This is a genomic window from Streptomyces sp. CNH189 (assembly GCF_000527195.1).
Window position 1 is genome coordinate 126,417 of record NZ_AZUS01000012.1, and the last position, 23,850, is coordinate 150,266.

The following is a 23,850-nucleotide window of genomic DNA, read 5'->3' on the forward strand; positions in this document are numbered from 1 at the left end:
GGGCGCGGTGCGCGCCGGGCCGGAGCGGCGGCCACAATGGGGGGCGTGAGTGACGCCAGCCTGCCTCCCCTGCCCTCGTCCGACCGCCCCGACGCCGCCGCCCGGCTGCGGGAGGCGCTGCTCGGCGCCTCCTTCACCGCCGACGGACTGCTCGACCTGCTCGGCGCCCCCGCGTACACGGCGCTGGCCCGCAGCGAGACCGTGCCCGCGCTCCGCGCCACCCGCGGGGACTCCCCGCTGGAGCTGCTCGTACGGCTGTTCCTGCTCCAGCAGCCCGTGCCGCGCGCGGGCGTGGCCGGGGTCCTGCCCGTCGACACCTGCCTGGAGACCGGGTGGCTCCGGAGCGCCGGCCCGGACACGCTGACCGCGACCGTGGACGTACGGCCGTACGGCGGGCCGGGCGGCGAGGACTGGTTCGTCGTGTCGGACCTCGGGTGCGCGGTCGGCGGCGCGGGGGGCATCGGCAGCCGGGACGCGGGCGTGGTGCTCGGCGTCGGCGGCGCCTCCACCACCCTGGCGGGCATCACCGTCCGTACGCCCGTGGCGTCCGCGCTCGACGTCGGCACGGGGTCCGGCATCCAGGCGCTGCACGCCGCGCGGCACGCCACACGCGTCACGGCCACCGACCTCAACCCGCGCGCCCTGCACATCACCGCGCTCACCCTCGCGCTCTCCGGGGTCCCCGCCGCCGATCTGCGCGAGGGCTCGCTGTTCGGCCCGCTCCGGGACGGCGAGACGTACGACCTGATCGTGTCCAACCCGCCGTTCGTGATCTCTCCCGGCGCCCGGCTCACCTACCGCGACGGCGGGATGGGCGGGGACGACCTGTGCCGCACGCTCGTCGCCGAGGCGGGGGAGCGGTTGAACGAGGGCGGGTTCGCCCAGTTCCTCGCCAACTGGCAGCACGTGGAGGGGGAGGACTGGCAGGACCGGCTCAGGTCGTGGGTGCCCAGCGGCTGCGACGCGTGGATCGTGCAGCGCGAGGTGCAGGACGTCACGCAGTACGCCGAGCTGTGGCTGCGGGACGCGGGCGACCACCGCGGGGACGAGGCGGAGTACCGGGCGCGGTACGACGCGTGGCTGGACGAGTTCGAGGCGCGCAAGGTGAAGGCCGTCGGGTTCGGCTGGATCACCCTGCGCAGGTCGGGCGCCGCCGTGCCGTCGGTCACGGTGGAGGAGTGGCCGCACCCGGTGGAGCAGCCGCTCGGTGACGCGGTCCGGGCGCACTTCGAGCGGCTCGACTACCTGCGGGCCCACGACGACGCGGCGCTGCTGGAGGCGCGCTTCGAGCTGGCGCCCGAGGTGGTGCAGGAGCAGGTCGGGCTGCCCGGCGCCGAGGACCCGGAGCATGTCGTGCTGCGGCAGAACCGCGGGATGCGCCGGGCGGCCAAGGTCGACACGATCGGCGCGGGCTTCGCGGGCGTGTGCGACGGCACGATGACCGCGGGCCGGATCCTGGACGCCATCGCCCAGCTGCTCGGCGAGGACCCCGTGCCGCTGCGCGACCGGACGCCGGCCCAGATCCGGCTGCTGGTGGAGCAGGGCTTCCTGAACCCGGTGGGCTGAGGCGGCACACAGGCCGGCGCCCCGCCACGGTTGCGGGTGCCCCCGCGACGATCGCGGGGCCACCCGCCGCCACGATCGCGGTGCCGCCCCGCCCCGATGCCGGGCCGCGCCGTCACAAGCGCCGGGCGCCTCCGATCCCGGGCTGCCCGGTCACGTGCGCCGGGCGCCCCCGATCCCGGGTCACTCCGTCACGCGGCCGAGGGTGTCAGGCGCCACGGTTGCCAGGTCGCCCACCGCGGTCGCGGGGCACCCGCGACGCTCCCGGGCCGCCCTGTTCCGACCCATGGCTGCCCGTCACGAGTGCCGGCCGCCTCCGACAGCGGGGCCATCACGCCACGCTCCCAGGCCACTGCGTTCCGATCCGGGCCGCCCGTCCCGAGCGTGGGCCACCCCGTCACGATCCCGAGGCGCCCGGCGCCCGCTCAGGTGCCCGAGCCGTCACGCAGGTCACAGTGACGAACACGTGTGCGTCTCTGTGTCTTCCGCCGCATCTTTCACGCCCATGTCGGGCGCGGTGCCGGGTCGCCCGGATCGATCGCATTTTTTCGGAAGCGCACCGTACGGGCCCGTTTCCCGCTTCCCCGCTTCTCCGCCGAGCCCTGGCGTTCACCTCCGGTTCGTCCCGGTGCCGCCCGGGCGTGGCAGCGTCCCACCAGGGCGGTTCACGGACGGGTAAGAGGGGGCGCGGGCGACGATGGAGAGCGGACCGGCGATCTTCACGGGGACGGTGTTCTGCCTGTTCGGCGCTGGTTTGCTGGCCTGGACCGTGACCCGCGCACGGCACCACCGGCCGGTCGCCCTCGGTGTGAGCCGTGTCGCATCGGTCACCGTCGCCGCCGGCGTCGCGGTCGTCTCCCTGTCCCTCGGCGCCTGGTGCTTCACCCGCCTCTGAGAAACGGTCGTAACCGGCCGCCGCCGGTAACCGAAAGATCGCGCTCCGCATGTGGGCGGGCGGAGTCTGGACACTCCGGGCGGCAGGAACGGTGGTAGTCGGGTTACCGTTCGAGTGGCCGTTGCGGGCTTTTCCCGTTTGACACGGGGGCGGGATGTACCGTCACACTCCGCAGCGTCACCATGACCCGACCCCGGGGAGAAGCGCCTGGGGAGGCCCGAGCGTCGACGGAGAGAAGAGCGAAGTTGTCCCCGACCAGCGAGACCGCGAACGGCGGCCGCCGACTCGTCATCGTCGAGTCGCCTGCCAAGGCGAAGACGATCAAGGGCTATCTCGGCCCTGGCTACATCGTCGAGGCGAGCGTCGGGCACATTCGCGACCTTCCCAACGGCGCTGCCGAGGTTCCGGAGAAGTACACCGGCGAGGTGCGCCGCCTCGGTGTGGACGTCGACCATGACTTCCAGCCGATCTATGTGGTCAACGCGGACAAGAAGGCCCAGGTCAAGAAGCTCAAGGACCTGCTGAAGGAGTCCGACGAACTCTTCCTCGCCACCGATGAGGACCGCGAGGGCGAGGCCATCGCGTGGCACCTCCAGGAAGTGCTCAAGCCGAAGATCCCGGTCAAGCGCATGGTGTTCCACGAGATCACCAAGGACGCGATCCGGGAGGCCGTGGCCAACCCGCGCGAGCTCAACCAGAAGCTGGTCGACGCCCAGGAGACCCGCCGCATCCTCGACCGCCTCTACGGCTACGAGGTCTCGCCGGTCCTGTGGAAGAAGGTCATGCCGCGCCTGTCGGCGGGCCGCGTCCAGTCCGTCGCCACCCGGCTCGTGGTGGAGCGGGAACGCGAGCGCATGGCGTTCCGCACCGCCGAGTACTGGGATCTGACCGGCACCTTCTCCACCGGCCGTGCCGGTGACGCGAGCGACCCGTCGACGCTGGTCGCCCGGCTGCAGACGGTCGACGGACGCCGGGTCGCGCAGGGCCGCGACTTCGACTCGCTGGGGCAGCTGAAGGGGGCCAACACCCTCCACCTCGACGAGGCGAACGCCCGCGCGCTGGCCGCCGCCCTGGCGGACACGCGGTTCGCGGTCCGCTCGGTCGAGTCGAAGCCGTACCGCCGCTCGCCGTACGCGCCGTTCCGTACGACGACGCTGCAGCAGGAGGCGAGCCGCAAGCTCGGCTTCGGCGCCAAGGCCACCATGCAGGTCGCGCAGAAGCTGTACGAGAACGGCTACATCACTTACATGCGTACGGACTCGACGACCCTGAGCGAGACGGCGGTCGCCGCCGCCCGCGCCCAGGTCACGCAGCTGTACGGAGCCGACTACCTGCCGCCGCAGCCGCGCACCTACGCGGGCAAGGTGAAGAACGCGCAGGAGGCGCACGAGGCGATCCGTCCTTCGGGGGACCGTTTCCGCACGCCCGCCGAGACCGGGCTGACCGGTGACCAGTTCAAGCTGTACGAGCTGATCTGGAAGCGGACCGTCGCCTCGCAGATGAAGGACGCGACCGGCAACTCCGTCACGGTGAAGATCGGCGGCACCGCCGCCGACGGCCGGGACGTCGAGTTCAGCGCGTCCGGCAAGACCATCACCTTCCACGGCTTCCTCAAGGCCTACGTCGAGGGTGCCGACGACCCGAACGCCGAGCTCGACGACCGTGAGCGCCGGCTGCCGCAGGTCGCCGAGGGCGACGCGCTGAGCGCCGAGGAGATCTCGGTCGACGGGCACGCCACCAAGCCCCCGGCCCGCTACACCGAGGCGTCGCTGGTCAAGGAGCTGGAGGAGCGGGAGATCGGCCGCCCGTCGACGTACGCGTCGATCATCGGCACGATCCTCGACCGCGGCTACGTCTTCAAGAAGGGCACGGCCCTGGTGCCGTCCTTCCTCTCCTTCGCCGTGGTCAACCTGCTGGAGAAGCACTTCGGCCGGCTCGTCGACTACGACTTCACCGCCCGCATGGAGGACGACCTCGACCGCATCGCGCGCGGCGAGGCCCGCGCCGTGCCGTGGCTGAAGCGGTTCTACTTCGGCGAGGGCACGGGAAACGGCGACGCGGCCGAGGCGGGCAACGGTGACGGGGACCACCTCGGCGGTCTCAAGGAGCTGGTGACCGACCTGGGCGCGATCGACGCGCGCGAGGTGTCGTCGTTCCCGGTGGGCAACGGCATCGTGCTGCGGGTCGGCCGCTACGGCCCGTACGTCGAGCGCGGTGAGAAGGACACCGAGCAGCACCAGCGCGCCGACATCCCGGAGGACCTGGCTCCCGACGAGCTGAACGTCGAGCTCGCCGAGGAACTGCTCGCCAAGCCGAGCGGCGACTTCGAGCTGGGCACCGACCCGGCGACCGGTCACACGATCGTCGCCAAGGACGGCCGCTACGGTCCGTACGTCACCGAGGTCCTCCCCGAGGGCACCCCGAAGACCGGCAAGAACGCGGTCAAGCCGCGCACGGCCTCCCTCTTCAAGTCGATGTCCCTGGACACGGTGACGCTCGACGACGCGCTGAAGCTGATGTCCCTGCCGCGCGTGGTCGGCACCGACCCCGAGGGCCAGGAGATCACCGCGCAGAACGGCCGCTACGGGCCCTACCTCAAGAAGGGGACGGACTCGCGGTCGCTGCAGGCGGAGGAGCAGCTCTTCACCATCACGCTGGAGGAGGCGCTGGCGATCTACGCCCAGCCCAAGCAGCGTGGCCGGGCCGCGGCCAAGCCGCCGCTGAAGGAGCTGGGCACCGACCCGGTCAGCGAGAAGCCGGTCGTGGTGAAGGACGGCCGCTTCGGCCCGTACGTCACCGACGGCGAGACGAACGCCACGCTGCGCTCGGACGACAGTGTGGAGACGATCACGCCGGAGCGCGGCTTCGAGCTGCTCGCCGAGAAGCGGGCCAAGGGCCCCGCCAAGAAGACGGCGAAGAAGACCGCCAAGAAGACGACGGCCAAGAAGGCGCCCGCGAAGAAGACGGCGGCGAAGAAGACCACGGCCGCCAAGAAGACGACGGCCAAGACGACGGCCAAGAAGGCCGCCGCCAAGAAGGCCACCGCGGCGAACGGCGCGGAGGACTGACCCCCGTCCGGTGACGCCGGGTTCCACCACCCGGCGTTCGGAATGCGAACGTCCCGGCACGGTTCCGTGTCGGGACGTGTGCATGTCAGGCGCGTCGGCCCCGGGCTGTCCTCGCGGGCCGATAGGCTGAACGCATGACGCGAGCCGAGCAGCCCACGGCCCCTCAACCGGCCCCCGACGACGCCCTTGTCGCGGACTCCCGCGAGCGCGCCGTCCGCGCCCTGCTGCGCCGACCGCAGGTGAAACGGCTGTGGAGCGCGCAGCTCGTGGGCGGGGTCGGAGACGTCCTCGCCCTCCTCGTGCTGGTGCTCCTCACCCTCCAGGCCTCGGTCGCCGAGCAGGCGTTCGGCGGCGGGTACCGCGGAGCGGCGTTCGCAGTGGCGACCGTTTTCGGCGTGCGCATCCTCGCGACACTGCTGTTCGGGGCCGTGCTCCTCGGCCCGCTCACCTCGCTCACCTCGCAGGACGGGCCGCTGGACCGCCGCTGGACCATGGTCGGCGCGGACGGACTGCGGGCCGCGCTGCTCATCGTGGCGCCGCTGTGGATCGACTGGACCCCGGACAACGCCCTGGCGATCCTCCTGGTCACCGCGTTCGTGGCCGGCGTCGCCGAGCGGTTCTGGACTGTGTGCCGCGAGAGCGCCGCGCCCGCCCTGCTGCCCGGGCCGCCGCCCGAGGGCGCCAGCATCCGGCCGCTGCCCGACCACCTGGACGCCCTGCGCCGGCTGTCCCTGCGCACCGGCTTCGTGGCGATACCGCTCGCCGCCCTGACGCTCGTCGTCGCCGCCCTCTGCAACAACCTCCTGGGCACGGGCATCGAGTGGTTCGGCGAGCACCAGGCGGCGCTCGCCTCGTACGTCGCGGCCGGACTGTTCGCCGCGTCGCTGTCCGTCGTCACCTTCCTCGAACTGCCCGGCACCCGCACGCCCCGCCCGCGCTCGCCGCTGGAGGGCCTGCGCCGCCCGCGGGGCGCCGCCGGACCCGACAAGGGCCGCACCGGCGCGCTGCCGCTGCTGGTGTTCGCGGGCGCGTCCGTGGCCGGCGCGGTGGCGGCCGCCGTCGCCGTGTCGGTGCTGCACGCCAAGGACCTGGGCGGCGGGCCCGTGCTCTTCGGCCTGATGGTGGGCGCGCTGACCGGCGGTGTGGTCGTCGGTATCCGTACCGCGCCGCTGCTGATGCCGTCCCTGTCCCGGCGCCGGATGCTCGCCCTCACGCTCGCCTTCACGGGCGTCGCCCTGCTGGCCGCCGGACTCGTGCCGGACGTCACCAGCGTGCTGCTGATCCTGGCGCTGGCCGGCGCCGGCGCGGGCATGGCCGCCAACATCGGACACACCCTGCTCGACCAGGAGACCGAGGAGCAGCGCCGGGCCCGGGTCACCGAGCACCTGCACGCGGCGGTCCGCGTGTACGTGGCGCTCGGCGCGGTCGTCGCCCCCGTGGTGGCGGCGGCGATCGGACCGCACCGCCTGGAGAGCGGCAAGTTCGTCTTCGCGCACGGCGGCGCCGCCTTCACGCTCATGCTGGTCGGCGCGCTGCTGCTGCCGGTGGCGGCGCTGGTGCTGGCCAAGGTCGACGACCGCTCCGGCGTCCCGCTGCGGCAGGACCTGCGCGACGCGCTGCTCGGCGGCGACGACCCCGCGCCCACGTCCGCCGCCTCCGGCTTCTTCATCGCCCTGGAGGGCGGCGACGGCGCCGGGAAGTCCACCCAGGCCGAGGCGCTCGCCGAGTGGATCCGCTCCAAGGGCCACGAGGTCGTCCTGACCCGTGAGCCGGGGGCGACCCCGGTCGGCAAGCGGCTGCGCTCCATCCTGCTGGACGTCTCCAGCGCCGGCCTCTCGCACCGCGCCGAGGCCCTGCTGTACGCCGCCGACCGCGCGGAGCACGTCGACACCGTCGTGCGCCCGGCGCTGGAGCGCGGCGCCGTGGTCATCAGCGACCGGTACATCGACTCCTCCGTCGCCTACCAGGGCGCCGGGCGGGACCTGTCGCCCACCGAGATCGCCCGCATCAACCGCTGGGCCACCGACGGACTCGTACCGAACCTGACGGTGCTGCTCGACGTGGCGCCGGAGGCCGCGCGGGAGCGCTTCACCGAGGCGCCCGACCGGCTGGAGTCGGAGCCCGCGGAGTTCCACGCGCGCGTGCGCTCCGGCTTCCTCACGCTGGCCGCAGCCGACCCCGGCCGCTACCTGGTGGTCGACGCGGGCCAGGAGCCCGAGGCGGTCACCACGGTGATCCGGCACCGGCTCGACCGGGTGCTGCCGCTGTCCGAGGCCGAGATCGCGGCGCGCGAGGAGGCGCGCCGCAAGGCCGAGGAGGAGGCCCGCCGCAAGGCGGAGGAGGAGGCCGCCCGCAAGGCCGAGGAGGAGCGCCTGGAGCGGGAGCGCGAGGAGCAGCTCGCCAAGCTGCGCGCCGAGGAGGAGGAGCGCAAGCGGCGCGAGCTGGAGGAGGCGCAGCGGCGCGAGGCCGAGCGGCAGGCGGAGGAGGCCCGGCAGCGCGCCGAGGAGGCCCGCCGGCGTGCCGAGGAGGAGCGTCAGCGGCTGCTCGCCGAGGAGAAGGCGCGTGCCGAGGAGGAGGCGCGCCGCAAGGCCGAGGAGGAGCGCCGCCGCAAGCAGGCGGAGGAAGAGGAGCGGCTGCGCGCCGAGGCGGAGGCACAGCGCCTGGAGAAGCAGCGCAAGGCCGAGGAGGCCCTGCTGCGCGCGGAGCAGGCCCGTCAGCTCGCCGAGCGCGCGGCGGCCGCGGCGGAGGCGGGCCCGCGCAACACCGTGACGCCCTCCGAGGCCCCGGCCGGACCCTCCGGCACCCCGGCCAGGCCTTCCGCGGGCCGTGACGCCGACGAGGCCCTGACCGTGCCGACGCCGGTGGTGACGCCGACGAACGCGACGGGCGGACCGGTGGACGAGACGGCCGTACTGCCCCGGGTGCGGGACGAGGACGGCGCACGGGAGCCGGACCGGCCGGCGCCGGCCGACACCGAGGTGACGACGGAACTGCCCCTGCCGCAGGTCCCGCCGGGCGCGGCCGACGACACGGCGGTGCTGCCCCCGGTGCGGGGCGGTGAGCCCGGCCCTGGCCGTGGCGCGCAGGAGCCCGAGGACCGTACGCGTGAGCTGCCCCAGGTGGACGCCGAAGGCGCCCCGCGCCGCCGGCAGCGGTCCGACTGGGCCGAGGAGACCCCGCTGGACGACCTGCCGTCGCTGGCCGACGAACTGCTCGGCCCGCACGACGACGACCAGGGCGACGACGAGGGCCGCGGCGGCGGGCGGTGGCGTCGGCGCTGAGGAGCGCTCGTTCCACGAGCGGTGCGGGTGCCGGGCGGGCCTTCGGGCGCGCCCGGCACTGTCGTCGGCGGCGGATGCGACGCCCGCCGGGACGGGTGTGTCGGTGCCGACCCGCACAATGGATCCGGCAAGGCACCGATGTGACGGAAGGGCGGGCTGACCCATGACCGTGTGGGACGACCTCGTCGGGCAGGAGCGGGTGAGTGAACAGCTCGCCGCCGCCGCCCGGGACGCGGACGCGCTCGTCACCGCCGCGTCGAGCGACGCGCCCCCGCCCGAGGCGTCCCGCATGACGCACGCGTGGCTGTTCACCGGCCCGCCCGGCGCCGGCCGCAACCAGACGGCGCGGGCCTTCGCCGCCGCGCTGCAGTGCGTCAGCCCCGACCGGGCCCTCGGCGGGGCCCCCGGCTGCGGCTTCTGCGACGGCTGCCACACCGCGCTGGTCGGCACCCACGCCGACGTCTCGACGGTCGCCGCCGTCGGCGCGGAGATCCTGGTCAAGGACATGCGCGACACCGTCCGCAAGTCGTTCACCTCCCCGGCGAACGGCCGCTGGCAGGTGATCCTCGTCGAGGATGCCGAGCGGCTCAACGAGAAGTCGGCCAACGCCGTCCTCAAGGCCGTCGAGGAGCCCGCCCCCCGCACGGTCTGGCTGCTGTGCGCGCCCTCCGTCGAGGACGTCCTGCCGACGATCCGCTCCCGCTGCCGCCACCTCGTCCTGAGCACGCCGTCGGTGGACGCCGTCGCCGACATGCTGATCCGGCGCGAGGGCATCGAACCGGACGTCGCCGCCTCCGTCGCCCGCGCCACCCAGGGCCATGTCGACCGGGCGCGCCGTCTGGCCACCGACCCGGCCGCCCGCGCCCGCCGCGCCTCCGTGCTGAAGCTGCCGCTGCGGGTCGAGGACGTCGGCGGGGCGCTGAAAGCCGCGCAGGAACTCGTCGACGCGGCGGCCGAGGACGCCAAGCACCTCGCCGAGGAGATGGACGGCAAGGAGACCGAGGACCTGAAGGCGGCGCTCGGCGCGGTCCAGGGCAGCCGGCTGCCCCGCGGTACGGCGGGGGTGGTCAAGGACCTGGAGGACATGCAGAAGCGACGCAGGACGCGGACCCAGCGCGACAGCCTCGACGTCGCCCTGGCCGACCTCACCAGCTTCTACCGGGACGTCCTGGCCCTGCAGCTCGGCTCCCGCATCGCCCTCGCCAACACGGACGCCGAGGACGCGCTGGAGCGACTGGCCCGGAGCAGCACCCCGGAGGCCACGCTGCGCCGGATCGAGGCGATCGCCGCCTGCGGTGAGGCACTGGACCGCAACGTGGCGCCGCTGCTCGCGGTGGAGGCGATGTCGATGGCGCTGAGGGCGGGCTGAGCGGGGCTCACCGGAGAGGTGCTCGTAACTCGTCCGGGGCACGACGTGCGCACAACGCGTTCACTCGGTCGCTCACCGTTACGCTCGCAGCATGCACACAAGGCGCACCCCACGCAGGACCCGTACCGCAGCCGCCCTGCTCGTCACGGCCGCGCTGCTGCTCGCGGGCTGCTCCTCCGGAAGTTCGACGAGCGGGGCCAGTACGCCGGTGGCGGGAGCGGCCGCCGCCCTCGCCCCCTTGCCCGGCCCCACGCCGTCGGCCCTCGCGCCGTACTACAAGCAGAAACCGGCCTGGCGGGACTGCGGTGCCCCCGGCTTCCAGTGCGCCACGCTCAAGGCCCCGCTCGACTACGCCGAACCGTCCGCGGGGGACGTGCGCCTCGCCGTCTCCCGCAAGAAGGCCACGGGTCCCGGCAAGCGGCTCGGCTCGCTGCTGGTCAACCCCGGCGGGCCGGGCGGCTCGGCGGTCGGCTACCTCCAGGCGTACGCCGGCATCGGTTACCCGGCCGATGTGCGCGCCCGGTACGACGTCGTCGCCGTCGACCCGCGGGGCGTCGCCCGCAGCGAGCCCGTCGAGTGCCTGGACGGGGCGGAGATGGACGCGTACACCCGCGTCGACACCACGCCGAACGACGAGAAGGAGACCGAGGCGCTCGTCGCGGCGTACCGGACGTTCGCCGAGGGGTGCGGGGCGGGTGCGCCGAAGCTGCTGCGCCATGTGTCGACCGTCGAGGCGGCCCGGGACATGGACATCGTGCGCGCGGCGCTGGGTGACGAGAAGCTGACGTACGTCGGCGCCTCGTACGGCACCCTGCTCGGCGCGACGTACGCGGGGCTGTTCCCGGACCGGACCGGGCGGCTGGTGCTGGACGGCGCGATGGACCCCTCGCTGTCCGCCCGGCAGCTCAACCTGGAGCAGACGGAGGGCTTCGGCACGGCGTTCACCGCCTTCGCCGAGGACTGCGTGCGGCAGAGCGACTGCCCGCTCGGCGGCAAGGGGACGTCCCCGGCGCGGGTCGGCGAGAACCTGAAGACGTTCTTCGACGCGCTCGACGCGCGCCCGCTCGCCACCGGTGACGCCGACGGCCGCAAGCTGACCGAGTCCCTGGCGACGATGGGTGTGATCGCCGCCATGTACGACGAGGCGGCCTGGCCGCAGCTGCGGGAGTCGCTGACGGCGGCGATGAAGGAGAAGGACGGCGCCGGACTCCTCTTCCTCTCCGACAGCTACTACGAGCGGGACGCGAAGGGCACCTACAGCAACCTGATGTTCGCCAACGCGGCCGTGAACTGCCTCGACCTGCCGCCCGCCTTCGAGGGACCGGACCAGGTTCGGCAGGCCCTGCCCGCCTTCAGGGAGGCGTCCCCGGTGTTCGGCGAGGGGCTCGCCTGGGCGTCGCTGAACTGCGCGTACTGGCCGGTGCGGGCCACGGGCGAGGCGCAGCGGATCGAGGCGAAGGGCGCGGCCCCGATCGTCGTCGTCGGCACCACCCGGGACCCGGCGACGCCGTACCGCTGGGCGGAGGCCCTGGCCGGCCAGCTCGACTCGGCCCGCCTCCTCACCTACGAGGGTGACGGCCACACCGCCTTCGGCCGCGGCAGCTCGTGCATCGACTCCGCGATCAACACCTACTTGATCGACGGCACCCCTCCTACGGACGGAAAGCGCTGCTCGTAGACGGTGCGGAGCCCCCCGGAGGCGGTGGCTCGGGGCCGCCTCCGGGGCCGGTACGAAGCACCCTCGGAAACTGTGTAGACTTACCGACGTCGCTGATCGCACCATGGTGCACACGGCACGCCGCCTTAGCTCAGATGGCCAGAGCAACGCACTCGTAATGCGTAGGTCTCGGGTTCGAATCCCGAAGGCGGCTCCACTGGAACCCCAGCTCGGAAGGCATCCGACCTGGGGTTTTGTCGTTCCGTGGGGCGGTAGGCGCCGGGCGGGTCGATCGCGGGCGGATGGCGCGACTCCGTGACATCGTCTTCGACTGCCCGGCCCGGGAGTGGGACGGTTGCTCCGCGCGCATCGATGCTCGACGCTACGCCCCTCGTCGACCTTGACGACCTCGACGGCCGGTCCGCAGAGCAGGCACAGGCCCTCGACGTCGGAGGTGCGGACGGTGACGAGGCCGTGCACGGCGTGAGCGACGGTGGGCGGCGGTGTCGGGGAAAGGACGAGGGCCCGGTCGTTCACCTCTGGCGACCGGGGACCCTCGTGCGGACCAGGCCGCGGCGGCGACACTCCCCCGAGTTGCGCGGCTGACGCGCGCACCCCCGGGCCGGATCCGATGTAGTGATCACATCAAACCTTGCCAACGGATGGCTAACATGTGGCCAATGGATTCCCGTTCGGTCACCCGGAAGGCAGGGGTGCTGCGGGACACGGCGCGGGCTGCGTTTCGGACTGCTCGGGACACCGGTCCTCTACGACGGTGAGGGGGCCGGCGAGCGGGGCGACGCCCCGATCCTCACCGTGACCGGCCCCAAACTGCGCTTGCTGCTGGCCGTCCTGTTGCTCGACGCCGGGCGGGTCGTCTCCGTCGAGGCGCTGAAGGAGGCCCTGTGGGGCGCGACGCCGCCCCTCTCCGCGCTGCCTTCGCTGCACAACCACGTGGCCCGGCTGCGGCGGCTGCTCGACGAGCCCGACCGGCTGGTCACCGTCCCCACCGGGTACGTGCTCCGCGTCGACGAGGGCGAGCTGGACGTCCAGGTCTTCGACGCGCACACCGCCGCCGCCCGTGCCGCGTACGTCGAGGGCGACTGGGAGCGGGTGCGCCGCGCCTGCGAGGGCGCGCTCGCGCTGTGGCGGGGGAGTCCGCTGGCCGGGCTGCCGCAGGAGGTGGGTGGGTACGTCCTGGTGCGGCGGCTGGAGGAGGCTCGGCTGCTGCTCCTGGAGTGGCGCCACGACGCCGAACTCGCCCTGGGCGGTGACCGTCTCGCCGACCTCGTCCCCGAGCTGGCGGCGCTGGCCGCCGAGCATCCGCTGCGTGAGGCGTACCACCGGCAGCTGATGCTCGCCCTGCACCGCACCGGCCGTCAGGCGGAGGCCCTGGTGGTCCACCGTGATCTGCGGGCCCGCCTGGCCGACGAACTCGGTGTCGAGCCGGGGCGGGGGGTTCGCGAGGCCCACGTGGAGGTGCTGCGGGGGAGCGGGACGCGGCCGCAGCGATCGGACCGCTCGGATCGTTCGCATCGCTTGGATCCGTCGGGCGAGGGCATGGCTCGGGTGCGGCCCGCTCAACTGCCGCCCTCACCGGCCTGGTTCACGGGGCGGACCGGCGTACGGGAGGACATGCGGCGGGTGCTCGCCGGTGCGCCGGGCACGGGCGGTGGCGCCGCCGTCGTCGTCCTCAGCGGAACTGCCGGGGCCGGCAAGAGCGCCCTCGCGCTCCACGTCGCGCATTCCCTGGCGGAACGTTTCAGCGGTGGTCAGCTGTACGTCGCCCTCCAGGGCGCGGTGCCCGGTGCGGCACCCCTGACCGCCGCGCAGGCGCTCACCGTGCTCCTGCGTGACCTCGGTGTCTCACCCTGCGACATCCCCGACCACCCGGAAGTCGCCTCCGCGTTGCTGCGGTCCCTGCTCGCACCCACCCGCACGCTCCTGGTGCTCGACGACGCCGCGAGCGCCGCCCAGGTACGGCCGCTGCTGCCGGCGGGAGGCGGCTGTGCGGTGATCGTCACCAGCCGCTCGCCCCTCACCGCCCTCGACGGCGTCGCGCGCTTCCCGCTCGGTCCGCTGACCGGCGAGGAGAGCGCCGAGCTGCTGCGCGCCGCCTCCGGGCGGGACGGCCTGGCCGCCGGCCATCCGCTGGTCGCGCTCACCGGGCGCCTTCCACTGGCGCTGCGGGTGGTCGCGGCCCGGCTCGCCGCGCGCGCGGCCCTCACCCCGGACGTGCTCGCCGGGCAACTGGCCGACGCCGGAAACAGGTTGCCCCACCTGGAGTACGACGACCTCAGCGTCCGCCGTTCGCTGGCCGTCACCCACGACGCGCTCGCCGCCTCGGAGCGCCGCGTCGACCGGGACGCGGCCCTCGCCCTGTGCCACCTCGGCGCCCACGACCTGCCGTACTGCACCGCCCCGGTGCTGGCGCGGCTCGCCGGGATCGACGAGACCCGGGCCGAGGCGGCGCTGGACCGGCTGGTGGACGTGGCCCTGCTGGAGGAGACCGCGTACGGGCACTACGTGCCGTACGAACTGGTCCGTGACTTCGCCCGCGAACGCGCGGCCGGGGCCGGGGCGCACGGGGACGAGGGCGACGACGGTGACGGTGACGGTCAGGTCTGACAGCGGCGGCCGGTCACTTCGCGTCGGCGTAGCACTCCACCACCGCCGTGGTGAACGGGAACCGCACCGGCGTCTCGCCGAACGCGATCCTGCCCGCCGCGTCGGCGGACCCTCGGATCGCCGCCGTCACCGCTTCCGCCTCCTCCTCGGGGCAGTGGACGATCACCTCGTCGTGCTGGAAGAACACCAGCTCCGCCACCATGCCGGTCAGAGCCTGGCGCAGGCCCGCGAGCAGCAGCAGCGCCCAGTCGGCCGCGCTGCCCTGGACCACGAAGTTGCGGGCGAAGCGGCCACGCGCGCGGGCGTCGGTCGAGGCGTACCCGGGGACCCACACGCGGGCGTCGGAGGCGCGGTCCTCGTCCCCGGCCGGTCCGACCGGGATGCCCGCCTCCTCCGTCGCGTCGTCCGTCGTCCGGGCGGCCGGCGGGCAGGTGCGGCCCAGCCACGTCCGCACCAGCCGGCCCTCCTCGCCCGCGCGGGCGGCCTCGTCGACGTATGCCACGGCCTTGGGGAAGCGGCGGCGCAGCGCGGCGAGGTTCTTCAGGCCGTCGCCGGAGGTCTGGCCGTAGACCGCGCCGAGCACGGCGATCTTGGCGCGGTCACGGTCGCCGGAGAAGGCCCGCTCGGACACCGCCCGGTAGAGGTCGCTCTCGCGCCCGGCCACCTCCATCAGCCCGGGGTCGCGGGAGATGGCCGCAAGCACCCGCGGCTCCATCTGGTCGGCGTCGGCGACGACGAGCCGCCAGCCGGGGTCGGCGACGGCCGCGCGGCGGATCACCTTGGGGATCTGCAGGGCACCCCCGCCGTTGGTCACCCAGCGGCCGGTCACCGTGCCGCCCGCGAGGAACTCCGGGCGGAAGCGGCCGTCACGCACCCAGTCGTGCAGCCAGGACCAGCCGTGGGCGACCCAGATCCGGTACAGCTTCTTGTACTCCAGGAGCGGCTCGACCGCCGGATGGTCGACCGAGTGGAGTTCCCAGCGGCGGGTCGAGGTCACCTTGATCCCGGCCTGCGCGAACGCCTTGACCACGTCGGCCGGCAGGTCGGGCCGCACCCGGCGGCCGAAGGCGGTGGACACCTCGTCGGCCAGCTCGGCCAGCCGGCGCGGCTCACCCCCGCCCGCGTACCGCTCGCCGAGCAGGTCGTGCAGCAGCGCGCGGTGCACGTCCGCCCGCCAGGGCAGCCCCGCGCGGTTCATCTCGGCGGCGACCAGCGTGCCGGCCGACTCGGCGGCGGTCAGCAGCCGCATCCGGTCCGGGTGCGCGGTGGCGTCGGTGCGCCGCTGCTGCTCGGCGTAGACCGCGAGCAGGTCGGCCAGCGGCAGCGGGGCCGCCTGCGGGTCGAACAGCGGCGACTGCGCACCCGGTTCGGCGTGCCGCTGCGGCGGATCGGGCGGTACGGGGCCGCCGCGCAGCCGGGCCAGCGCGGCGGCGGCCGAGTGCGGCTCCCCGTACCGCCCCTCATGGCCGAGGAGCAGGGTCTCGGCGGCCTCGATGTCGTAGGCCCGCTCCACTCGCACCCCCGTGGCGAGCAGACGCGGATACACCTCGGCGGTGGACCGCCACACCCACCGGACCACGCCCGGCCGGCTCCGCACGGCCTCGGCGAGGTCCGCCTCGCGCCGCACCGGCCCGCAGGGCAGCCCGTCCGGGCCGAGGGGGGCGACGTCCACGCCACCGTCCTCGGCCGGAGCGAGCGCCCAGCGGCCGGTCATGTACGCGAGTGTCGCAGGGGGGTATGACAACGGCCTGGTGGGCGCGGTCGTCCCGCCCGGTGACCGGTCCTCCGGCGCCGGCTCGGCTTCTGAGCCCGTCTCGGTCGGTCCTGCCGCGCCGGGCCGGCCTCCGTGTCCGTTTCCGGTCTGTCCTCCGGCGCCGGCTGGACCTCCGCGTGCGTCTCGGTCAGTCCTCCCGCGCCGGCTCGGCTTCTGAGCCCGTCTCGGTCAGTCCTCCCGCGCCGGCTCGGTCTCCGTCTCGGTCAGTCCTCCGGCGCCGGCTCGGGCTCCGTCTGCGTCTCGACGAACTGCGCGAGCATCTCGACGAGGTACCGCTCGGTGGCCGCCTTGTCGACGCCGAGACCGCTGAGCACACCGGTGCCGTTCTCGTGTTCGAGGAGCGCGAGCAGGATGTGCTCGGTGCCGATGTAGTTGTGGCCGAGGCGCAGCGCCTCGCGGAACGTGAGCTCCAGGACCTTCTTGGCCGCCGGGCCGTACGGCACCAGCTCGGGGGCGTCCTCGACGGCCGGGGGCAGCGCGGCGCGGGCGGCCTCACGGACCGCGTCGACGGTGACGCCCTGCTCGGTGATCGCCTTGACGGCCAGGCCCTGCGGTTCGGCCAGCAGGCCGAGGACCAGGTGCTCGGGGAGGCCCTCGGCGTTGCGGGCGGCCTGGGCCTCGTTGTGGGCGGCCATGACGGTGGTGCGGGCGCGGGGGGTGTAGCGGTTGAAGCCCTGGCTCGGGTCGAGGTCGTTGCCCTCCTTCGGCACGAAGCGCTTCTGGGCGGCCTGCCGGGTGACGCCCATGCTCCTGCCGATGTCCGTCCAGGAGGCGCCGGAGCGCCGGGCCTGGTCGACGAAGTGGCCGATCAGGTGGTCGGCGACGTCACCGAGGTGCTCGCCGGCGAGTACCGCGTCCTGGAGCTGTTCGAGCGGTTCGACGTGGACCGTCTTGATGGCCGCGATGAGGTCGTCGAGACGGACGGATGACTTGATGGCGGGGTTCGTCGTCATGATGTCAACCGTAAGTTGACAGTAGGGCCGTGTCAACCCGTGGTTGACACCTTCGGGTGACCTTCCGGAGGCATGGCACGATCGGCTGTGTGAGTACGTCCGGCACCGTCGACCGCGCCTTCCGATCCGCCCTCTACGACACGGGCGACGCCGCCCTGGACACGGCTGCCTCGCTGCTCGCCGCCGACCCGGCCGCCGACGCGGAACTGGCCCGGCGGGGCGAGGAGTTCGTGGCGAGTGCCTGGCAGCGCGGCTGGCAGCCCGCCGATGTGGTCCGGGTGGTGCGCCGCGAACTGGAGGAGACCCACGTACGCCTGGCCGCCTCCCTGATCCGCGCCCAGGCGCCGCGCGACAGTCGGCCGCGCGGGCCGCGCTGGAAGGCCCAGCTCGACGAGCTGCCGACGGACACCGGCCCGCGCGGCGACCGCTTCTCGTACGCCACGGCTGTTCTGGAGCTGTACCGCCTGCTGCTGCGGCTGCCCGTGCTGGAACCGCTGGACGACGTGACGGTGCCCGGCGGGCGGGAACGGCGGCCCGAGTCGCGTGTGCTCGGGCGCATCCGGGCGCTGCTGGCGAAGGCGGAGGGGACGGGGTTTCCGGAGGAGGCGGAGGCGCTCAGCGCCAAGGCGCAGGAACTGATGGCGCGGCACAGCATCGACGAGGCGCTGCTCGCCGCGCGGGCGCCCGCCGCCCGGACGCCGGACGCCTGCCGGATCGGCGTGGAGCCGCCGTACGAGCAGGCCAAGGCGGTGCTGCTGGACGCGGTGGCCACGGCGAACCACTGCCGGGCGGTGTGGAACGAGCCGTTCGGCTTCTCCACGGTGGTCGGCTTCGCCTCCGACCTGGAGGCGGTCGAGCTTCTGTACACCTCGCTGCTGGTGCAGGCGACCACCGCCATGACCAGGGCGGAGGCCGAGCAGCGCAAGGGCGGCCGCAAGCGGACCAAGACCTTCCGGCAGTCCTTCCTCGCCGCGTACGCACACCGCGTGGGCGCGCGGCTCGCGGCGGCGGCCGAGGCGCAGGTGAGCGACGACCTGCTGCCGGTCCTGGCCTCGCGGGAGGTCGCAGTCACCGAACGGACGGACCGGCTGTTCCCGGAGACGACCACCACGCGCCTGCGCGGCGTGAGCGACGCGGCGGGCTGGGAACAGGGCGCCCGCGCGGCGGACGAGGCGCGGATGCGGGGGCGGCCGCGCCTGCCCTGAGCCCCCAAGCCGCACGCGCCCGGGGAAAAGGCTGCCGGGTCCCGTCGGAGACCCGGTCGACGGGACCTAGGAGCCCAGGCCGTCCGTCGGCAGCCCCGGAGGCAGCGAGCCGCCCTCCGCCTTGGTGAACGTCTCCGTGCCCGCGCCGCCCGTCCAGGCGATCGTGAGGGACGTCGCGTCGACCGACTCCACCGTGCCCTTCGTCCGGTCCCCGCCGCCGGCCGGGCACTTCAGGCTGATCGAGCCGCCCCCGTCGTCCTCCGTCGCGGTGCCGCTGCACACGGTGCCGCCCGTGGCGAACAGGGCCGCCTCCCCGCCGGTGACCATGAGGACCACCGCGTTGCCGTCCGCGGTGGTCAGCCAGCTGCCCTGGAGTTCCCCGGCCGGGGCCTCGCTCGCACCGGAGCCTCCCGTACCGCCCCCGTCGTCCGGGGTCCGCGTGGCCGGCGGCGTGGAGGTGGACGGGGAGTCGTCCGAGCCGCCGTCGCTGCATGCCGTCAGGGTCAGCGCGCCGGCCAGACCCACGGCCGCGGCGGCGATCCGCACGCGCCGGGAACGCGATCCGCGCCGTGTCCGCCCGTACGCCGCCGGGCCGACCCGGTCCGCCGCACCCACCGAAGCCTCCGAAGTCACTGCGAGCCCCTCCCTGTAGCCGGCCCTCACGGCCGGACGACCGCAGCCAGCTAACAGGAACCGCCCGGTAACCGGCCAGACCCGCGTGACGGACCTCGCACCATCGGTACCGGCTCACCGGAGACGCGTCACCCACCTCCCACCAGAACGGCACATGAGGGAACACAAAGGCGCTCGCGTGCGTCTTTGAAGCAGCGAGGTTCGGTAAAGCGTCCGTCAAAGCGGACATCGGGGAGCCGGTGGGGCTGTAATCGCGGGAACACCCCGCGTGCACGTGCATCTGCCCATGCATATGCAGGTGAAACGGAGTTATGATCCGGGTCAGTTGACTACTGCATCAATGGCCACACCAGCCAGTGCACCAGCGGGGAGCGACCTGTGGACCACGACGTGTACGACGGTGACGGGCACGACGGTGCCGGCGCGTCCGGCGTGTACAACGGCATGGCGGCCACCCGGCTGGACGGTGTGGCCTGGCAGAAGAGCCGGCACAGCAACTCGCAGGGGTCCTGTGTGGAGTTCGCCCGGCTGCCCGGAGGGGACGTGGCCGTGCGCAACTCCCGTTTCCCCGAGGGGCCCGCGCTCGTCTACACGCGTGCGGAGATCGTGGCCATGCTGCTGGGCGTGAAGGACGGTGAGTTCGACCACCTGGTCGCGGGCTGACGCCCTCCGGGCGGCCGGAGTCCGGTGAAGGCGACCGCCGCCCGGCGGCCTCGTCCAGGAGCCGGTCCGTACCCCGGCCCGCGACGCGCGTAGATCTGCCGCACGCATATGCGCCCGGACGGGCTCAGAGGCCGGGTGCCGACCGGTCCGCCGCGCTCGGGTGCCGGAACAGCGCCCACACCACCTTGCCGCTGAGCGCGCCCGCCAGCGGATGCCAGCCCCAGCTGTCGCTGAACGAGTCGACCAGGAACAGCCCGCGTCCCGACTCGGCGGAGCAGTCGTCGGACGGGTCCTCGGGTTCCCGGGTGACCGGACTGTCGTCGCTGGGGTCGCGCACCGCGCACACCAGTCGCCCGGTCCACCGCATCAGGTGCAGCCGGACCGGCGGTTCCGGGGCGGCCAGTCGCGGGGCGCCGGCCGGCAGGGCGTGGCGCAGGGCGTTGGTGACCAGTTCGGAGACCACCAGGCACACGTCGTCGAACCGGTCGCCCATGTGCCACTGGTCGAGGGTCGCGCGGGTGAACTGCCGTGCCTCCCGCACCGCTTCGTACCGGGCGTGCAGGGCGCAGGAGGCGGCGTCGGAGGCGGCCGCGAGGTTCAGCGGAGGAAGGCCCTGCCGTAACGGCTCGAGCATGGTCGATCCATTCGTCCCCATGCGAGGCACTCCCGAATTCGCGGTCGTAGCGAGGCGGCGGTGGTGCGGGGACCATGGTTTCGGATGCGTACAGCAGATGCAAGGGCAGATGCACGTGCAGCTGACCGAAATCAGCCCCACCGTACGGGTTTGTTGGCCAATTTTTCCGTCATCTCCTTGTTCCCTCCTGGCTGTTCTCTTCTCATCCCGTTGCGCTCCGCCGTCCGTCCCGTGCACCTTCGTGACCGGATCGCTCGACCGGTTTCCGTTTGCGTAACCGGTCGAGTACTGCTCGAAGTGTTTTAGTGGCAGACTTCGGGCCCGGAAGACCGTTGGGGAGGCTGTCGAACGTGAGCGCGGGAGAGCCGGGATCGGTGGTGCGGCGCATGCTGCTCGGATCACAACTCAGGCGACTGCGTGAGGCGCGGGGAATCACGCGCGAGGCCGCGGGCTACTCGATCCGCGCCTCGGAATCGAAGATCAGCCGGATGGAACTGGGCCGGGTGAGCTTCAAGACCAGGGATGTGGAAGACCTGCTGACGCTGTACGGCATCACGGACGAGCAGGAGCGGGCCTCGCTGGTCTCCCTCGCCAAGGAGGCCAACGTGGCGGGCTGGTGGCACAGTTACTCGGACGTCCTGCCCAGCTGGTTCCCCACCTACGTGGGCCTGGAGGGCGCGGCCTCGCTGCTGCGCGCCTACGAGGTGCAGTTCGTGCACGGTCTGCTGCAGACCGAGGAGTACGCCCGCGCGGTGGTGCGGCGCGGCATGAAGAGCGCGAGCGACGCCGACGTCGAACGGCGGGTGGCACTGCGCCTGGAGCGGCAGAAGTACCTGGTGTCGGAGAACGCCCCCGAGTTCCACGTCGTGCTCGACGAGGCGGCCCTGCGCCGGCCCTACGGCGACCGCGCGGTGATGCGCGGCCAGCTCCAGCACCTCATCGACATCTCCGAGCGGCCCAACATCCGCCTCCAGGTGGTGCCGTTCAGTCTCGGCGGCCACTCCGGGGAGTCCGGCGCGTTCACCATCCTCAGCTTCCCCGAGTCCGACCTGTCGGACGTCGTGTACCTGGAGCAGCTCACCAGCGCGCTCTACCTGGACAAGTCCGAGGACGTGGCCCAGTACGAGAAGGCGCTCAAGGAGCTGCAGCACGACAGCCCGGGTCCGGCGGAGAGCCGGGACCTGCTCCGGGGGCTGCTGCAGCTGTCCTGAAGGCCGCCTGCGGCCGACCCGAGTGGCCCTTCAACTCCCTTGCAACACAAGTACGATGACGTGTGATCACGCCCCGGTGCGCTGATCGTGTTTCTGCTGACGCAGCAAGGGATCGAGGGATCACATGTCGTCGTACTTCACCGACCTGGCTCAGCAGTACATCGACGGTGAGTGGCGCCCGGGCACCGGCTCCTGGGACATCATCGACTTCAACCCGTACGACGACGAGAAGCTCGCGTCGATCACCATCGCCACGGTCGACGAGGTCGACCAGGCGTACCGGTCGGCCGCCCGTGCGCAGAAGGAGTGGGCGGCCACCAACCCCTACGCCCGCCGCGCGGTGTTCGAGAAGGCGCTCCGGCTGGTCGAGGAGCGCGAGGAGGAGATAGCCGAGGCGATCGTCGCCGAGCTCGGCGGCACCCGCCTCAAGGCGGCCTTCGAGCTGCACCTCGCCAAGGAGTTCCTGCGCGAGTCGGTGCACCTGGCGCTGGCTCCCGAGGGCCGGATCATCCCCTCGCCGGTGGACGGCAAGGAGAACCGCGTCTACCGGGTGCCGGTCGGCGTGGTCGGCGTGATCAGCCCGTTCAACTTCCCCTTCCTGCTGTCGCTGAAGTCCGTCGCCCCCGCACTCGCGCTGGGCAACGGCGTGGTGCTCAAGCCGCACCAGAACACGCCGGTCGTCGGCGGCTCCCTGATCGGGAAGATCTTCGAGGACGCGGGACTGCCCGCCGGCCTCCTCAACGTCGTGATCACCGACATCGCGGAGATCGGCGACGCCTTCCTGGAGCACCCGGTCCCGAAGGTCATCTCCTTCACCGGCTCCGACCAGGTCGGCCGGCACGTGGCGACCGTGTGCGCCTCCCTCTTCAAGCGCGCGGTGCTGGAGCTGGGCGGCAACAGCGCGCTGGTCGTCCTCGACGACGCCGACGTGGACTACGCGGTCGACGCGGCCGTGTTCAGCCGGTACGTGCACCAAGGCCAGGTCTGCATGGCCGCCAACCGTGTCCTGGTGGACCGCGCGGTGGCCGACGAGTTCACCGAGAAGTTCGTGGCCAAGGTCCGCTCCCTGAAGGCCGGCGACCCGCGCGACCCGGAGACCGTCATCGGCCCGGTGATCAACTCGCAGCAGGCGGACGCCCTCATGGGTGTCGTCGAGCAGGCCCTCGCCGAGGGCGGCACTGCCCTGCTGCACGGCGCCCGGCGCGACAACCTGGTCGAGCCGTCCGTCGTCACCGGCCTGCCCGCGGACTCCGCCCTGCTGCGCCAGGAGGTCTTCGGCCCCGTCGCCTTCCTCGTCCCCTTCGACGGCGAGGAGGAGGCCGTACGCATCGTGAACGACACCCCGTACGGGCTCAGCGGTGCCGTGCACACCGGGGACGTCGAGCGGGGCGTGCGCTTCGCCAAGCAGATCGACTCCGGGATGTTCCACGTCAACGACGGCACCGTGCACGACGAGCCGATCGTGCCGTTCGGCGGCGAGAAGCACTCCGGCGTCGGCCGGCTGAACGGCGACACCATGCTGGACGCCTTCACCACCACGAAGTGGATCTCGGTGCAGCACGGCCGCAGCGGTTTCCCGTTCTGAGCCGCACCCCCTGCCCCGTACCCACCGCGCACCCCGTAGGCCCGCTCCCGGCCCCGCCGGAAGCGGGCCTACGCTGGTCCGCATGTCAGTGATCCGTCTTCTCGTGCTCGGCGCGGTGCGCCAGCATGGGCGGGCCCACGGCTACCAGGTGCGCAACGACCTGGAGTACTGGGGCGCGCACGAGTGGTCCAACGCCAAGCCCGGGTCGATCTACCACGCGCTGAAGCAGATGGCCAAACAGGGACTGCTGCGCGCGCACGAGACCGCCCCCTCCACGGCGGGCGGCCCGCCGCGCACGGAGTACGAGGTCACCGAGCAGGGCACCGAGGAGTACTTCCGGCTGCTGCGGGAGGCGCTGACCTCCTACGACCAGAAGCCTGACGTGCTCTCGGCCGGGCTCGGCCTGATGGTCGACCTGGAGCGCGCGGAAGTCCTGGCCCTGCTGGAGCGGCGGCTGGCGTCGATCGGGGAGTGGCGCAAGGCCGTCACGGAGTACTACACGCCCGAGAACGGCCCCGGTCAGCTCGGCCACATCGGCGAGATCATGGACTTCTGGGTCCACTCGGCGGACACCGGGGCCGCGTGGACCCGCGGCCTCGTCGAACGCATCCGGGGCGGCGCCTACACCTTCGCCGGCGAGGGCGAGCCGTTCGTCGGCGTGCTCGCCGAGGGCGAGGAGAACCCGTACGGGACGGGACAGCGGCATCCCGGGGATGTCGAGTAATCAAGTT

The 23,850-nt window shown here is 73.2% G+C and carries 16 protein-coding genes and 1 tRNA gene; 13 read left to right on the forward strand and 4 right to left on the reverse strand.

Going from position 1 to position 23,850, the window contains the following annotated elements:
• Positions 1 to 36: 36 nt before the first annotated feature.
• The 8 genes from B100_RS0117950 to B100_RS0117990 all read left to right on the forward strand — a co-directional run bounded on the left by B100_RS0117950 (position 37) and on the right by B100_RS0117990 (position 14,461).
• Positions 37 to 1,566 (forward strand): DUF7059 domain-containing protein, encoded by a 1,530-nt coding sequence (locus B100_RS0117950; protein ID WP_024885811.1) that lies wholly within the window; start codon positions 37 to 39, stop codon positions 1,564 to 1,566.
• Positions 1,567 to 2,260: 694 nt separating this feature from the next.
• Positions 2,261 to 2,458: a hypothetical protein gene (locus B100_RS0117955; protein ID WP_024885812.1), complete on the forward strand. Its 198-nt coding sequence runs from the start codon at positions 2,261 to 2,263 to the stop codon at positions 2,456 to 2,458.
• A 245-nt stretch (positions 2,459 to 2,703) separates the two neighbouring features.
• Entirely contained in the window at positions 2,704 to 5,526 is a 2,823-nt protein-coding gene (topA, locus tag B100_RS0117960) for a type I DNA topoisomerase (RefSeq protein ID WP_024885813.1), read from the forward strand.
• Positions 5,527 to 5,660: 134 nt separating this feature from the next.
• Positions 5,661 to 8,807: a dTMP kinase gene (tmk, locus tag B100_RS0117965; protein WP_024885814.1), complete on the forward strand. Its 3,147-nt coding sequence runs from the start codon at positions 5,661 to 5,663 to the stop codon at positions 8,805 to 8,807.
• 163 nt (positions 8,808 to 8,970) lie between these two features.
• Positions 8,971 to 10,176, forward strand: coding sequence for a DNA polymerase III subunit delta' (locus tag B100_RS0117970; RefSeq protein ID WP_024885815.1), 1,206 nt, complete (start codon positions 8,971 to 8,973; stop codon positions 10,174 to 10,176).
• Between the two features lie 91 nt (positions 10,177 to 10,267).
• Positions 10,268 to 11,854, forward strand: a complete 1,587-nt coding sequence (locus tag B100_RS0117975; RefSeq protein WP_024885816.1) for an alpha/beta hydrolase — start codon at positions 10,268 to 10,270, stop codon at positions 11,852 to 11,854.
• 119 nt (positions 11,855 to 11,973) lie between these two features.
• Positions 11,974 to 12,050, forward strand: a tRNA-Thr gene (locus B100_RS0117980).
• A 467-nt stretch (positions 12,051 to 12,517) separates the two neighbouring features.
• Positions 12,518 to 14,461, forward strand: coding sequence for an AfsR/SARP family transcriptional regulator (locus B100_RS0117990; protein ID WP_051490011.1), 1,944 nt, complete (start codon positions 12,518 to 12,520; stop codon positions 14,459 to 14,461).
• Between the two features lie 13 nt (positions 14,462 to 14,474).
• Here the strand turns inward: B100_RS0117990 and B100_RS0117995 are convergent, their stop codons facing one another.
• Together B100_RS0117995 and B100_RS0118000 are read right to left on the reverse strand one after the other, a co-directional pair.
• Positions 14,475 to 16,175: a bifunctional 3'-5' exonuclease/DNA polymerase gene (locus B100_RS0117995; protein WP_024885819.1), complete on the reverse strand. Its 1,701-nt coding sequence runs from the start codon at positions 16,173 to 16,175 to the stop codon at positions 14,475 to 14,477.
• A gap of 263 nt (positions 16,176 to 16,438) precedes the next feature.
• Positions 16,439 to 17,188 carry a Clp protease N-terminal domain-containing protein gene (locus tag B100_RS0118000; RefSeq protein ID WP_024885820.1) on the reverse strand — a complete coding sequence of 250 codons (750 nt, stop codon included), beginning with the start codon at positions 17,186 to 17,188 and terminating at the stop codon, positions 16,439 to 16,441.
• Between the two features lie 89 nt (positions 17,189 to 17,277).
• Between B100_RS0118000 and B100_RS0118005 the strand changes: the two genes are divergently transcribed.
• Positions 17,278 to 18,393 (forward strand): DUF2786 domain-containing protein, encoded by a 1,116-nt coding sequence (locus tag B100_RS0118005; RefSeq protein WP_024885821.1) that lies wholly within the window; start codon positions 17,278 to 17,280, stop codon positions 18,391 to 18,393.
• 66 nt (positions 18,394 to 18,459) lie between these two features.
• Here the strand turns inward: B100_RS0118005 and B100_RS0118010 are convergent, their stop codons facing one another.
• Positions 18,460 to 19,026 (reverse strand): hypothetical protein, encoded by a 567-nt coding sequence (locus tag B100_RS0118010; protein WP_486585658.1) that lies wholly within the window; start codon positions 19,024 to 19,026, stop codon positions 18,460 to 18,462.
• A gap of 378 nt (positions 19,027 to 19,404) precedes the next feature.
• Between B100_RS0118010 and B100_RS0118015 the strand changes: the two genes are divergently transcribed.
• Positions 19,405 to 19,689 carry a DUF397 domain-containing protein gene (locus B100_RS0118015; protein WP_024885823.1) on the forward strand — a complete coding sequence of 95 codons (285 nt, stop codon included), beginning with the start codon at positions 19,405 to 19,407 and terminating at the stop codon, positions 19,687 to 19,689.
• 124 nt (positions 19,690 to 19,813) lie between these two features.
• On the opposite strand, the gene B100_RS0118020 is transcribed toward B100_RS0118015, so the two are convergent.
• Positions 19,814 to 20,323: an ATP-binding protein gene (locus tag B100_RS0118020; RefSeq protein WP_024885824.1), complete on the reverse strand. Its 510-nt coding sequence runs from the start codon at positions 20,321 to 20,323 to the stop codon at positions 19,814 to 19,816.
• A gap of 386 nt (positions 20,324 to 20,709) precedes the next feature.
• Between B100_RS0118020 and B100_RS0118025 the strand changes: the two genes are divergently transcribed.
• The 3 genes from B100_RS0118025 to B100_RS0118035 all read left to right on the forward strand — a co-directional run bounded on the left by B100_RS0118025 (position 20,710) and on the right by B100_RS0118035 (position 23,843).
• Positions 20,710 to 21,534 carry a helix-turn-helix domain-containing protein gene (locus B100_RS0118025; protein ID WP_051490012.1) on the forward strand — a complete coding sequence of 275 codons (825 nt, stop codon included), beginning with the start codon at positions 20,710 to 20,712 and terminating at the stop codon, positions 21,532 to 21,534.
• Between the two features lie 124 nt (positions 21,535 to 21,658).
• The gene (locus B100_RS0118030) at positions 21,659 to 23,119 is read left to right on the forward strand and encodes an aldehyde dehydrogenase family protein (protein ID WP_024885826.1); all 1,461 of its coding nucleotides are present in this window, start codon (positions 21,659 to 21,661) and stop codon (positions 23,117 to 23,119) included.
• A gap of 82 nt (positions 23,120 to 23,201) precedes the next feature.
• Positions 23,202 to 23,843 (forward strand): PadR family transcriptional regulator, encoded by a 642-nt coding sequence (locus B100_RS0118035; RefSeq protein ID WP_024885827.1) that lies wholly within the window; start codon positions 23,202 to 23,204, stop codon positions 23,841 to 23,843.
• Positions 23,844 to 23,850 lie beyond the last annotated feature (7 nt).

Coding starts and splice junctions, on each gene's coding strand:
- B100_RS0117975 (WP_024885816.1), top strand. CDS start 10,268: ATGCACACAAGGCGCACCCCACGCAGGACCCGTACCGCAGCCGCCCTG.
- B100_RS0117970 (WP_024885815.1), top strand. CDS start 8,971: ATGACCGTGTGGGACGACCTCGTCGGGCAGGAGCGGGTGAGTGAACAG.
- B100_RS0117950 (WP_024885811.1), top strand. CDS start 37: ATGGGGGGCGTGAGTGACGCCAGCCTGCCTCCCCTGCCCTCGTCCGAC.
- B100_RS0118030 (WP_024885826.1), top strand. CDS start 21,659: ATGTCGTCGTACTTCACCGACCTGGCTCAGCAGTACATCGACGGTGAG.
- tmk (WP_024885814.1), top strand. CDS start 5,661: ATGACGCGAGCCGAGCAGCCCACGGCCCCTCAACCGGCCCCCGACGAC.
- B100_RS0117955 (WP_024885812.1), top strand. CDS start 2,261: ATGGAGAGCGGACCGGCGATCTTCACGGGGACGGTGTTCTGCCTGTTC.
- B100_RS0118020 (WP_024885824.1), bottom strand. CDS start 20,323: ATGCTCGAGCCGTTACGGCAGGGCCTTCCTCCGCTGAACCTCGCGGCC.
- B100_RS0117995 (WP_024885819.1), bottom strand. CDS start 16,175: ATGACCGGCCGCTGGGCGCTCGCTCCGGCCGAGGACGGTGGCGTGGAC.
- B100_RS0118025 (WP_051490012.1), top strand. CDS start 20,710: ATGCTGCTCGGATCACAACTCAGGCGACTGCGTGAGGCGCGGGGAATC.
- B100_RS0118000 (WP_024885820.1), bottom strand. CDS start 17,188: ATGACGACGAACCCCGCCATCAAGTCATCCGTCCGTCTCGACGACCTC.
- B100_RS0118035 (WP_024885827.1), top strand. CDS start 23,202: ATGTCAGTGATCCGTCTTCTCGTGCTCGGCGCGGTGCGCCAGCATGGG.